This is a genomic window from Paenibacillus vietnamensis, from assembly GCF_020169515.1.
GTDB classification, from domain to species: domain Bacteria; phylum Bacillota; class Bacilli; order Paenibacillales; family Paenibacillaceae; genus Pristimantibacillus; species Pristimantibacillus vietnamensis.
This window is the reverse complement of record NZ_JAHMHW010000002.1, coordinates 587,442-599,763: the sequence shown is the minus strand read 5'-3', so window position 1 is coordinate 599,763 and position 12,322 is coordinate 587,442. Positions and strand designations below refer to the sequence as shown.

At 48.4% G+C, this 12,322-nt stretch carries 9 protein-coding genes; 7 read left to right on the top strand and 2 right to left on the bottom strand.

Translation table 11 applies throughout. The features are described from left to right. The first annotated feature begins 9 nt into the window (after positions 1 to 9). The 6 genes from KP806_RS07985 (at position 10) to KP806_RS07960 (ending at position 7,392) form a co-directional block, all read left to right on the top strand. Positions 10 to 963: a carbohydrate ABC transporter permease gene (locus tag KP806_RS07985; RefSeq protein ID WP_397376368.1), complete on the top strand. Its 954-nt coding sequence runs from the start codon at positions 10 to 12 to the stop codon at positions 961 to 963. Between the two features lie 52 nt (positions 964 to 1,015). After that, positions 1,016 to 2,050 carry a glycosyl hydrolase gene (locus KP806_RS07980; RefSeq protein WP_224723035.1) on the top strand — a complete coding sequence of 345 codons (1,035 nt, stop codon included), beginning with the start codon at positions 1,016 to 1,018 and terminating at the stop codon, positions 2,048 to 2,050. A gap of 435 nt (positions 2,051 to 2,485) precedes the next feature. After that, on the top strand, positions 2,486 to 6,046 hold the full coding sequence (locus KP806_RS07975) for a glycosyl hydrolase (RefSeq protein ID WP_224723034.1): 3,561 nt from the start codon (positions 2,486 to 2,488) through the stop codon (positions 6,044 to 6,046). Positions 6,047 to 6,155: 109 nt separating this feature from the next. Continuing rightward, complete coding sequence (locus KP806_RS07970) at positions 6,156 to 6,419, top strand: hypothetical protein (RefSeq protein ID WP_224723033.1); 264 nt, start codon at positions 6,156 to 6,158, stop codon at positions 6,417 to 6,419. A gap of 229 nt (positions 6,420 to 6,648) precedes the next feature. Further along, on the top strand, positions 6,649 to 6,900 hold the full coding sequence (locus KP806_RS07965; protein WP_224723032.1) for a YolD-like family protein: 252 nt from the start codon (positions 6,649 to 6,651) through the stop codon (positions 6,898 to 6,900). Between the two features lie 21 nt (positions 6,901 to 6,921). Then, on the top strand, positions 6,922 to 7,392 hold the full coding sequence (locus KP806_RS07960; RefSeq protein WP_224723031.1) for a hypothetical protein: 471 nt from the start codon (positions 6,922 to 6,924) through the stop codon (positions 7,390 to 7,392). 53 nt (positions 7,393 to 7,445) lie between these two features. On the opposite strand, the gene KP806_RS07955 is transcribed toward KP806_RS07960, so the two are convergent. Beyond that, positions 7,446 to 9,068: a response regulator transcription factor gene (locus KP806_RS07955; protein WP_224723030.1), complete on the bottom strand. Its 1,623-nt coding sequence runs from the start codon at positions 9,066 to 9,068 to the stop codon at positions 7,446 to 7,448. Positions 9,069 to 9,075: 7 nt separating this feature from the next. Next, entirely contained in the window at positions 9,076 to 10,875 is a 1,800-nt protein-coding gene (locus tag KP806_RS07950; protein WP_224723029.1) for a cache domain-containing sensor histidine kinase, read from the bottom strand. Positions 10,876 to 11,031: 156 nt separating this feature from the next. On the opposite strand from KP806_RS07950, the gene KP806_RS07945 reads away from it, so the two are divergent. Next, on the top strand, positions 11,032 to 12,306 hold the full coding sequence (locus KP806_RS07945) for a sugar ABC transporter substrate-binding protein (protein ID WP_224723028.1): 1,275 nt from the start codon (positions 11,032 to 11,034) through the stop codon (positions 12,304 to 12,306). Positions 12,307 to 12,322 lie beyond the last annotated feature (16 nt).

Here is a 12,322-nt window from a genome sequence, read left to right as displayed (position 1 = left end):
AGTTACCGGATGCAGAGGATCCAGAACAAAACGGCAGACTTCCTCTATTCCATATTCCGGTATTTTCTTGTGACCGGCATCTCGTTCATTATCATTTATCCGCTGCTGATGAAAATATCGGTTGCGGTCAAGGATCCGCAAGACATTTACAATCCGACGATTTACATGCTGCCCGTTCATTACACACTTGAAAACATCCGCATGGCTATGCAAATACTGGACTACTTCCCGATGCTAGGAAACACGCTGCTGTTTGTGACGGTAACGACGCTGCTGACGGCGGCCTCTTGCTCGTTGGCAGGCTACGGCTTTGCCCGCTTTGCCTTCCCGGGCAGCAATCTTTTGTTCGCGTTCGTCATTATGACGATACTGATCCCGTCGAGCACGTTAATGGTTCCGATGTATCTGCACTTTAGAAACTTCGATGTAATCGGCATAATCGGAGGGATCACAGGCAAGGATGGCATCAACCTCTTAAATACGTACTGGCCGTCGGTCATCATGTCGGCAACCGCGATCGGGCTGAAGGCGGGTTTATTCATTTATATTTTCCGCCAATTTTTTAAAGGGCTGCCAAAGGAGATCGAAGAAGCGGCGCTGATCGACGGGGCCGGCGGCATCCGCACGTTCGCCAGCATCATGCTGCCGAACGCGGTCTCGCCAATCTTGACGGTCGTCCTGTTCAGCTTCGTCTGGCAGTATAATGATACTTTTTACACGTCGCTCTTTATGAGCGAATCGTCCCTCATCCCGCTCAAGGTCGCATCCCTGCCGGCTCAAGCGAATCAGCTCATTCCGACGCTGCTTGGCATGGGCGGGGCGAACGTAAAGGCGGATCCGAATCAAGTAGCGATGATCGTGGACACGGGCATTTTATTGGCGATTCTTCCGCTGATCGTACTGTACCTGCTCGTACAGCGTTATTTCGTCGAAAGCGTCGAGCGTACGGGCATTATCGGATAATTGCAAGGCTTTGCTGACAAGGATAGCTTTAAAGAATAGGGGAGACGGAAAAATGAATATGACCGAACGATCCTTCCGGTTTGATGTAGATCCGACACTCGTGAATCCGAACGCAGAGGATAACGCTAAACGGTTAATGACTTATTTGTGCGATATTTACGGGAAGAGAACGCTGACAGGCCAGCAGATCGGCGTATTGTCTGCGCCGGAAATGACGATTATTCGAGAAGTGACCGGGCATTACCCGGCCGTATACGGATTTGATTTCATGAATTATTCACCTTCACGAACCGAGCGGGGTAGCACATGCAGCGATACAGACATTGCTATTGATTGGTGGAACGGCGGGGGCATCGTCACATTCTGCTGGCATTGGAACGCACCGAAGGACTTGCTCGACATTCCGCCGGAGCGCTCGTGGAGCCGCGGTTTCTATACGGAGGCGACCTCGTTCGACGTAAAGAAAGCAATGGACGATCCCGATTCCGAAGAGTACAGGCTTATCCTGCGCGACATTGATGCAATCGCCGTTCAGCTGCGCAGGCTGCAGACGGCGGGTGTTCCGGTGCTGTGGAGACCGCTGCACGAAGCGAGCGGAGGCTGGTTCTGGTGGGGAGCACGCGGCGCAGAGCCTTGTGTCAGGCTATGGAAGCTTATGTATGACCGCATGACCAATCTCCACAAGCTGAACCATCTGATCTGGGTATGGAATGGGCAGCATGCCGATTGGTACCCGGGGGACGAGTACGTGGACATCATCGGCGAAGATATTTATCCGCCTAAGAAGAACTATGACTCTCAATATGAGAGGTTTCAAGCAGCTTTAAGTTACACGGGCAGGAAAAAGATCGTGGCGTTGACGGAAAACGGGCCGCTCCCCGATCCGGACCTGATGCTTGCGGACGGCGCGCTCTGGTCTTGGAGCTGCACCTGGTACGGCGATTTCGTCTACGTTACGGATGATGAGGGGAACAGGACTTATTCCGGCGAGTATACCGAGCGTGAGCAGCTGATAAAATTTTACCGGCATCCATTCACCTTAACGAAGGACGAGCTTCCTGATTTGAAAAATTATCCTATACGTTAGGGGCAGCCGGCAGGTCAGGTTTCCTTCGAGCAGGGAGATTCGTTCCGGGAAGCGGCTGCCGGGAAAACGCTCCTCTCCGAAGGCCGGAATACGATAACCATAAAACGGGGGTGGGGCTATTACGGATATCGGTTACGTGAAGCTGCATTATATTTAAGTACTTGGAAAGCAAAGTCGTAGATCGTGCTTGGTGCAGGAAGAATCAGGGGACGGCTTCATAACCTGGGCCGTTCTTCTCACGCAAGATTTAATCTCATAATAAAGATCTTTTTGTAAGCGCTTTAAGACAAGGTTTATCCATCCGGTTGTGATAAGCCAAAAAAGTCGGGAGGAAGCTTTATGTTTGGAAGATTGAGGAGGAATTTTTCTGCTATATTCGCTTTCATTGTGTTATTTTCGCTATTAGGATCGTTAGGTAATCGAGATTCATTTGTCATGGCTTCCGGAGCTGCATCCGATCTTCTGTTTGACTTTGAAGACGGAACAACAGAAGGTTGGCAACGAGGCTGGGGAGAAGGCTTCGAAGGAGAAAACGAGCCTTTTGCAAGCGATGACTTGGCGACAGCAGGCAATAGGTATGCGCTGCGGGTAAATACGGCCTATAACGGTATGGGCTGGGAGGAGGCGGCTATTCGCTTGTATACGGACGAAGCGCTCGGAAACTACGAGACTGTGTCCTATGACGTCATCATTCCTGCCTCCTTCGGAGGAACGTTTGTGTTGGCCTCTGCCATGAACGGGCAGTGGAGGGACCTTCTATCCAGCAGCCATGACATCACAGTCGCTGAGAAAACGAATATCAATAGCAACGATTACGCGGTCATCTCAGAAACGGCTGCGATTCCAGCGGATGCAGACCAGAAGGAACTCATTATCAAACTCGCTAAAAACTCTGCGGTGGACTACATAGGTCCTATCTATGTGGATAATATCCGCCTGCAAGCAAGGACGCAGGTCGTGACGCCGCCTGGCGATCCGGCGAATGTTATCACGATTCCTTATACAGAAGCCGTATTGGAAGGATACGGGATCGAGAAGAGCGGACCTGTCAAGATAGGCGAGGATACGCTTTATGACGGCGAAGGCTATATCTCCTACTTTTTCGCCGAAGACGCGGGCGCCCAGGAGCCGATCGGAAGTGCTGCATTTACGGTGAACGTCGAAGAAGCGGGGATGTACAAACTAAGCTTAGGCTATTACATTCCTGAAGGATACGGCGGTAAGGCAACCGGTATCCAAATCAATGGTGCAGGCGCCGGAGAGCTGATGCTGGATGCGCCGCCGGCAGGGACTGTGCGGGCCGAGAAAATGATCAGTAAAGTGCTGTTGAACGCCGGCAGCAATACGATCAAAATTTCACGGGGCTGGGGCTACTATGGCATCGAGCATATTAAGGTTGAACCGGCCAGTACGCCTGCGGCAGGCAGCAAGCTTGAGGCGGAGGACGGCAACGTGAACGGGGATGTTACGATTGGCACCTCCGGGACAGGTTACTCCGGCCAAGGGTACGCGGCATTTCAGCAGTCGGGATCGCTTGCGCTGACTTACAATGCCCCTTCGGCAGGCATGTATGATGTCGTCATCGGTTACAGTTCTCCGTACGGTGAGAAGAAGACCAGCATGGTCTTTAACGGGCAAACCACGGAGATTACGTTCGCTGAAACGACGGATTTTACTGAAATCTCCGCCGGCAAGGCATGGCTAAATGAAGGCGGCAACACGATAGAATTTTTGTCGAACTGGGGCTGGTACAATATCGACTACATCAAGCTGACGGTCGCCGCCACGGCGGAGGTTCATGATGCCACAAGCACATTGATCAATCCGGAAGCGACGCTTGAAGCCAGGGCACTGATGAATTATTTGGCCGGCCAGTATGGCCGCAAGATCATCTCGGGACAGCAGACGCTTGAGGATGTCGAGTGGATCAAGCAGCAGACAGGCAAGTATCCGGCGCTATTCTCTACAGACTTGATCGATTATTCCCCTTCCCGCGTCGAGAACGGAGCTTCGTCCACTGAGGTTGAGAAGATGATCGAGTGGTATAACCGCGGCGGTATCGTGGCGCTCTGCTGGCACTGGAACGCGCCTAAGGGGATCGGCGGCAATGAACCTGGAAATGAATGGTGGAGAGGCTTTTATACCGAGAATACGACCTTTGACGTGGAATATGCGCTTGATAACCCGGATTCGGAAGATTACCGGCTGCTTATCCGGGACATCGATGCGATTGCAGTTCAGCTGAAGCGTCTGCAGGATGCCGGCGTACCGGTGCTATGGAGGCCGCTGCATGAGGCGGAGGGCGGCTGGTTCTGGTGGGGGGCGAAGGGCCCCGAGCCGGCAAAGAAGCTGTGGAATCTGATGTATGACCGGTTGACCAACCATCATGACCTGAACAATCTCATTTGGGTATGGAACTCCGAAAAGACGGAATGGTATCCGGGCGACGATGTCGTGGATATCGCCAGCATCGATATTTACAACCCGGCAGGTGATTACAACCCGAGCATTGCGAAGTATGAGGGACTCGTCTCTCTGGTGAACGACAAGAAGGTTGTCGGGCTGGCGGAAAACGGTCCCATCCCGGATCCGGATTTGCTGCAGGCATACGGTGCCGACTGGAGCTTCTTCAGCACCTGGGCTGGCAGCTTCATCAAAGACGGCAGCACGAATACAGCGGAGCACTTGAACAAGGTTTATCATCACGATTACGTTATCACACTTGACGAACTACCGGCGAACTTGTACACCTCGCTCAAGTATGAGGAGGAAAAAGGCGAGGTGACGGGTCTGGAGGCAGGTACCGGACAAAATCCCGGAACTCGGCGAGTCGAGGTAAACGGCTCGGAGCTGAAGGACGCGTTAGAAAAACTGACCGGCTTGCCTGCCGAAAAGCAAGTATACGAAATTGCTGTCAAAGGCGGCAATGCGGCGGAGGTTATCCTTCCGGCTACTGCGCTCGCGCAAGCAGCGGTCAGCATGCCGAACGCGACGCTCGTAATCAAGTCGGATATGGCCTCGTACAGCTTACCGGTTCATCTGGTCGATGTTGATTCGATTGCAGAGCAGCTGGGCGTTGAAGCTGCGGAGGTTCGGATTTCGGTCAAGCTGGAGAAAATAGGGGGATCGCGGGAGACGGAGCTCCGCGCGTGGGCAGAGACTAATGGCGTTCAGGTGATCGGTAACTTGATTGATTTCAGCATTACAGCCGTCTCAAGTACCGGTTCGCTCGAATTGAACGACTTCGGCAGCACATATGTCTCCCGAACAATCGCAATCCCGCAGGCGCTAAGCGGCAATAAGACGGCGGTAATGCTAGATCCCGGGACAGGCGAGATGTCGTTTGTACCGGCTTTATTCGAAGAAGCTGGCGGCAAGACGGTTGTAACCATTAAGCGGAACGGAAACAGCATATATGCCGTTGTTAAGCTTGACCGAACGTTTGCCGATCTCGAGGGTCATTCAGCTAAGAGTGAAATAGAGCTAATGGCGAGCAAGCTGGTCGTCCATGGGATCGGCGATGAGCGCTTTGAACCGAATCGGTCGGTCACGCGCGCCGAATTCGCTGCGCTTATCGCAAGAGCGCTCGGTCTGATGACCCAAATGCCCCCAACTGCATATTCTGATGTTTTTCCGACAAGTTGGTATGCCGGCGCGGTAGGAGCCGCGAGCAAAGCGGGAATTCTTATCGGGTACGCAAATGGTACCTTCAAGCCGGATGCTCCAGTCACGCGGGAACAGATGGCGGTCATAATCGTCCGTGCTGCAGCATTTGCAGGGAAAGGATCGTCAGCTGCAGACGACGCCCTGGCACGATTCAACGATCGTTCATTCATCAGCACCTGGGCGGAAGACAGCGTGAGTGATGCGCTGAATGCCGGACTCGTGCAAGGAGTAACGAAGGATCGGTTCGCTCCCAAGGACGAGGTGGATCGTTCGCAAGCGGTTGTCCTGATTAAGCGTTTGCTCGAGTATGTAAATTTTATGAATTCCTGATATATCTAAGATTGAAAGAAATAAGCTTACCCGAATTTTTCCGGGTAAGCTTATTTTTTAGTGCTTATATGGTGAATATGCTGGGACAAGAGAATGAGTTCTATTCGAAATGTTGGTGCAATTAATAACCTTTACCGTAATGGCTTGTGCCTGCCTCACCGACGTTTCAGCGATAACCGCCGCCAAAGAAACCACAGCTGCAAGAGATGATAACCAGCAAAATGAACAGTACCAAGATAAAACCTATATTATTGTTAAAAACGCCGCCTACGTTATTACCGCAGTTGCTCACTACTCCATACACCTCCCAAAGACTCGATACGTTGTAGGTTATGCGCCGTTTGTTTTGTTTGATTGGGTGTTTGTCATGTAATGATTTCTTATTGATCTCCCGAAGTTACGTAGTCATTTTGCCGAGATGAAATTGCAATAAAGTCGATTGAACGCTATACTGAAAGAACCTTTCGGAAGAAGGAACGCACAAAGCCTGACGTCCCCAAATTCGTCGGGTTATTTTTTTGTTCCCCAAATCCATAATCAATCCTAACTTGAAACAACCGCAATAAGTTTTGACCTAATCATATAATGTAATGGAGGATAACATGGCTAAACCAAGAGTTGCAAAGCGTCCGACTAGAGATGAATTTGTATTGGAAGAAATCGGAAATCAGTTAACGGAAGCATACCATGAGAACTCAACAATCGTATTGACTGTCTGGGGAAGAGAGGAATCGCTGCGTGGATCGATTTCAAAAATGGATTCCAGAACAGGAAAAGTACATATTGAGACTCATGCAGGAATCGATAAAGTTTCATTTATGGATATTATGAGTGTAAATTATCCGAGAGATTAATAAAACAAATGGAGATCTGAAATGTATCTTTGGAACGTAAAGGCCTTAGCGCATGAGCTAAAAGAAAAAACCTTATCCCAACAACAAAAAATGAAATACTTTTTAGTCTTTATTTTATTAAATGTGATTATGATTGAATGTAGCTATTATCTAGGCATGAGTTTTAACTTTAATATTTATGATTTAATTGGTTCGTTAGAAACGGTTGTGGTAAATATTGCAGGGATTATTTTCTGTTATAGGGCCAACCGAAGTGGTGATAATGATGATTTTATTGAAAGATTTATTTGTCTCAGTTTACCAATTACCATAAGGTTATTATTTATATCTGTTATTGTTTTGCCAATAATATTGTTAATTGATACTTTTGTTTTACGAGGATGGTTTCTCACTGAAAACACAAGCATTATCGATGTCTTAATTTATGCCATTGAGGTTATCGGTTATTATCTATGGATTAGGTCTTATCTTATAAAGATTGCCAATAAGTAAGAAACAACAGGCAGGAGGCTTTCCATTTTGGAATGCTTCCCGCCTTTTTTAATCTAGGTATCGTCGCCAATCCCGCCATTCTTTTTCCGATACTCCCTCGGCGTCTTGCCGGTCAGCTTGCCGAAAATCTTGCTGAAATACCTGCCGTCCTGATAGCCGACCATTTCCGCGATTGTCGCGATCAGATACTTCTCATTAGATAACAAAATTTTGGCATGATCGATTCTGACCTGCTCCAAATATTCGGAAATATTCATCCCGAATTCTTGTTTAAACCTGCGAGAGACATACTCGCGGCTGATGAAGAATCGGCTTGAGATGTCTTGCAGCGACAAATTTTGCTTGTAATGCGTATCGATAAACTGCTTCACTTGAAAGATGACATTATGTTCCTTATGCTTCATATTTTTCAAAATATCCGCAATACGTCCGAATTCTTCCGTCCATTCCTTTTGCCATTCCTCCAGAGAAAGTTTTCCGTTTTGATCAATCGGATACAGTCCATGGGACATTTGGCCGTCGCGGTCGTGGACAGGATAATCTTTGTATTGCAGCAGATGGTTCCGCAGCAGCTCGAATTCATACCGCCAATATTTCAGATGATCAGAGGTCACGACTTGCAGCTGGCTGATAGCCTGCATCCACTTGGCGATGGAGGCATCGATCTGATGCAGGTCGCCGCTGTAGACGGCTACCGAAATCCGATCGCTGTAATCGGCAAGTACAACCCGCTTTTCCTCTGGACGACCGGCATCAGTGAAGCGGTACACCCAATCGTTTCCTTGCAAGAATGAAATCGAACGGGCCGTCTTCAAAGCCTTCTCGAATCCGATGTGGATGTTGTCCGGGAAAGCTTCGTTCGTGCTGCATGCAAAATAAAAACGAGCGCCGAGAATACGAAGAAAAGCGTCATTCATCTCATTCAGCTTTCTGGCAAAATCGGAGTTGTCGATGTCGCCCATCATAAGTATGATGCCGTAATTCGGATCCGTATGCTTGAAGGCATAACCGGTCCTTCGGGAACCGATAATTTCGTTGCAAATATTGGTCATCAAAAAATAGAGCAGGTCGAGGTTTTTTCCGAATTTCTGCATAATGATACGCGGCAGGGGGTCGGTTAGCAGCATCGCAATCTGACACCCGCGAATGGTTGACCAGCCGAAATCGTCACCCAGCTCGCCTTCGACAGTGCGATAGTAGCCCGGCCGGGAAACGACTTTGGACAGAACTTTATCCCAATAGATGTTCTTCGTTTGGTTGATCTCCACATTTTTCTTAATATGAAGCCGGCGCTCCTCCTCCTCATGGTGCCAGGACTTGACAGCATTTCGCAGTGATTCGAGCAGCTCGCCGCGGTTAATCGGCTTCAGCAAATAATCGAGACCGCCATGTTTCATCGTTTTGCGAATGTAGGTGTAATCGTCATAACCGCTGATGACGATCGTTTTGGTCGTAGGGGCTTCGGTCTCGATCCACTGCAAAAGCTCCATGCCGTCGACATTCGGCATTTTCATATCGGTAAATATAATTTCCGGCTTTTCGCTCAGGATCAAAGCCATCGCCGAAGAACCCTCTGAAGCCTCCAATATTGTCGTAATTTGAAACTCGTCCCAGTCTACGAGCAGCCGAATCGAATCTCGCACATCTTCTTCATCATCCACAATTAAAACTTTCATACTAGATTTACACTTCCTTTCGAACAGGGATGTCGATGAATACGGAGAAGCCTGAAGGCTCAAGATTCGCGATCGAAACACGCACTTCCGCATTAAAATATAAACGAAGACGGGATACGACATTGATGAGTCCGATGGAGCCTTCCGAGGAGGTATCGGCTGCTTCCCGCTTAATCTGCTGCTTCAATAGTTGAAGGCGCTCCTCGGAAGCGCCAGTACCGTTGTCAACCACGCGGATTCGCAGCATGTCTTCCGCAGTATGGACAGCGATTGTGATTTGGAACGCTTCCATGTTCGATGTGAACCCGTGCTTAAAGCAATTTTCCACAATGGGCTGTAAAACCATCTTCGGTACCTGGAGGTCAAGGATGGATTCCTCCGTTTCAATTCGGAAATGAAGACGTTCTTTGAAGCGCTGCTTCTGCAGCTCCAAGTAAGCATTCATGTGCGCGAGCTCCTTGGATAGCGGAACGACCGTCTCTTCGGTTTTCATGTTGTAACGCATCATCAGTCCAAGCGAAGAGATCATTTCATAAATTTTAGGCACTTTATTATGCAAGGCAATGGAACCGATCGATTGAAGCGTATTGTAAATGAAATGCGGATTGATTTGTGCCTGCAGCGCTTTTAGTTGATTGTCTTTATTCGCAAGCTCGAGGCGAAGCTCCTTCATGACGAGATTGTTGATCATGTCGACCATATTTTTGATGGCATTTCCAAGCAAACCGACTTCATCACTGCGATCTGAATCGATCTCTAGCTGTATTCTTCCTAATTTGGTCTTTTTGATCGATTCCGTCAGCTTCTTAATAGGTGCCGTTAGCTTTACGGACACATACAAGGTCGCGACAATCGCGATTGATAGAAACGTAACGAGAACAAGCATATTAATCTGAAGCACACGCGAGGCATTCTCATACATATACTCGTTCGGGATTTGCTTCACGATGATCCAATTTCTGCCCATCAGTTTGAATTTTTCATAGAGTACGATACCGTTTACCCCCGTCTCGTTCCATTCGAAATGACCGGACGGAGCGGATTGCAAGAAAGCTTGCTCAAGCCATGCGTAATTCGGAGATTGACCGATAAGGTTTTCCTCGGAGGCATAGATGGCTGTTCCATTGTCGTCGAGCAGATAAATGTTCTCGTTCCCCTTATCGTACAGCATGTTGCTGATGCTGCGAAATCCATCCAGCTTAAAGTCGATCGAGAGGATCCCGATACGCTCTTTAAGAGGAGCCCGGTACACGGGGCGGTGAATGGTAAGTACCGTATTGGAGGGACTATAAGGAAATTGTTCCATCCCGTAATTGTGGGAGGGATGGGGAGGCTCGAAATAAGGGTCAATTTTGCCGCTAGGCTGGATGTAGTGGCCCTCGAGCCCGGCACGACCGGGTCCGCGCTTCAAATAGCCATCGATCAGCAAATACGATTTATTGGCCCATTCGGAATACAAATAGACCTGCTGGATATCCTTTGCGGATTGTTCGATCGAATGAAGCCCTGAATACAGTTGATTTTCGACAATGAAATCGCTTTTCCCCCTGAGCAAAATACCGTATAAGCTGTCGGCCTCTTGGATATTGTTGTAGACGTAAAGGGAAATGTTATTGATCTGATTGAGTTGATTGATCATACTCACTGTTCCTTGGTGCAGCGTGTTCGAGTTTTCACGAATGGCTTCTACTTTTAAGGAATGTTTCGTATAGAAATAAGAAATAAAAATAGAAGCGGAAATGGGCAGGATAATAGCGATCAGCAGGAATACAATCAGCTTGTTTCGTATGCTGTTGCGGACATTCATCGGTTCCTATCCCCTCGTTCGGTAATTGGTTTCAAGTGTATCATCGCCTCCGCGTAATTCCAAGTTCAATATCTTCCACATTTTTGATCAATAGCGGTTGTCTTTTAAATGATTGGCTGCAAGTATACTAACCCTATCAAACAAAGGAGGGGTAACATGAAAAAGACAAAGACTTCTATTTTTGCAGCCGCCACAGCGCTCACCGTATTGCTTTCAGGATGCTCAGGCGTAAATTCGGGTTCGAACAATGAGGATCCAAATTCGGGAACGACGAATTCCGCTTCAGGCAAGCAGGACGAGATTACACTCTACACGATTCAGTCCACGAATCCGAATTTTGAAGCATGGTTGAATGAGGCACAGGAAAAGAGCGGCGTCAAAATTAACTGGGTAGCCGCACCGACCGACTCGGACACCCGCCAGCAAAAAATTTCGACGATCCTGTCTTCTGGAGACAGCTCCGTCGATATCCTGGAAATTAACGATGAAATGGCGACTTCCTTTAAAAACGCCGGTTGGCTTGATCCGCTGCAAGATTCGGTTCTAACTAGCGACATCGTGGAACAGTTTCCGCAAGGCTACATGGAAGATATGTTGACCTCGGACAAAGGCGACATTATCGGCGTGCCGAGCTATTCAGGTTATCTTGGGCTTTGGGTGGATCAGAAGAAGCTGGATGCCGCCGGCATGAAGTCGATTGAAACCGAAGAGGATTTCGTCAACTTCATGAAAGCGTCTACAAAAGACGGCCAATACGGCTACGGCGGTTCCTGGGAAAAGACGTATGTGTTTAACGAAATTGCCACGTTTGTAAACCTCTTTGGCGGAGATTATTTTGACTGGACCAATGAAGGCAGCCGAAAGGCCATTAAGTTCATGTACGATATGGCCAATACATGGAAAGTAACGCCTGTCGACCAGATTGCGGATAAATACGAGCAGATGAACCAAAAATTTATTGACGGAAAATACGCAATGGTCTTTATGTGGGGGACCGGCAACGATTATAAGGAAGCAAACCGTTACGGTATGGACCAAATCCATATGATCAATATGCCAAGGTTTGCAAAAAGAAGCATTTTCACGGATTCATGGAGTTATGTCTTGAATTCGTCTTCGAAAAATAAGGAAGCAGCAATCAAGTTTCTGAAGTATGCGGCGGGCGAAGAAGGTGAGCTCAGCGGCTGGAAAAACTTCGGAAGATACCCTGCAAGGGCTGACGTTGCAAGTCATGAAGCGGTCAGCGGCGATGTGAAAGTTATCTATACGGAAATTCAAGCGACCAACGAAATTCACGGCCGTCCAATGCTTCCGCAAACGATGGAGTTTATTTCGGAGATGGGAACCCTTTTCCAAAATTATATTCAGGATCAAATGACGCTGGACGAGTTCTGTACGAAGGCCCAGGAGGCAGTTGAGAAGTATAAATAAGGGGAACAAGAAAGGC

What these genes read in the sequence shown, in the direction of transcription:
- KP806_RS07985 (WP_397376368.1), top strand. Translation starts at nt 10, where the DNA reads ATGCAGAGGATCCAGAACAAAACGGCAGACTTCCTCTATTCCATATTC.
- KP806_RS07980 (WP_224723035.1), top strand. Translation starts at nt 1,016, where the DNA reads ATGAATATGACCGAACGATCCTTCCGGTTTGATGTAGATCCGACACTC.
- KP806_RS07975 (WP_224723034.1), top strand. Translation starts at nt 2,486, where the DNA reads ATGGCTTCCGGAGCTGCATCCGATCTTCTGTTTGACTTTGAAGACGGA.
- KP806_RS07970 (WP_224723033.1), top strand. Translation starts at nt 6,156, where the DNA reads ATGTTGGTGCAATTAATAACCTTTACCGTAATGGCTTGTGCCTGCCTC.
- KP806_RS07965 (WP_224723032.1), top strand. Translation starts at nt 6,649, where the DNA reads ATGGCTAAACCAAGAGTTGCAAAGCGTCCGACTAGAGATGAATTTGTA.
- KP806_RS07960 (WP_224723031.1), top strand. Translation starts at nt 6,922, where the DNA reads ATGTATCTTTGGAACGTAAAGGCCTTAGCGCATGAGCTAAAAGAAAAA.
- KP806_RS07955 (WP_224723030.1), bottom strand. Translation starts at nt 9,068, where the DNA reads ATGAAAGTTTTAATTGTGGATGATGAAGAAGATGTGCGAGATTCGATT.
- KP806_RS07950 (WP_224723029.1), bottom strand. Translation starts at nt 10,875, where the DNA reads ATGAATGTCCGCAACAGCATACGAAACAAGCTGATTGTATTCCTGCTG.
- KP806_RS07945 (WP_224723028.1), top strand. Translation starts at nt 11,032, where the DNA reads ATGAAAAAGACAAAGACTTCTATTTTTGCAGCCGCCACAGCGCTCACC.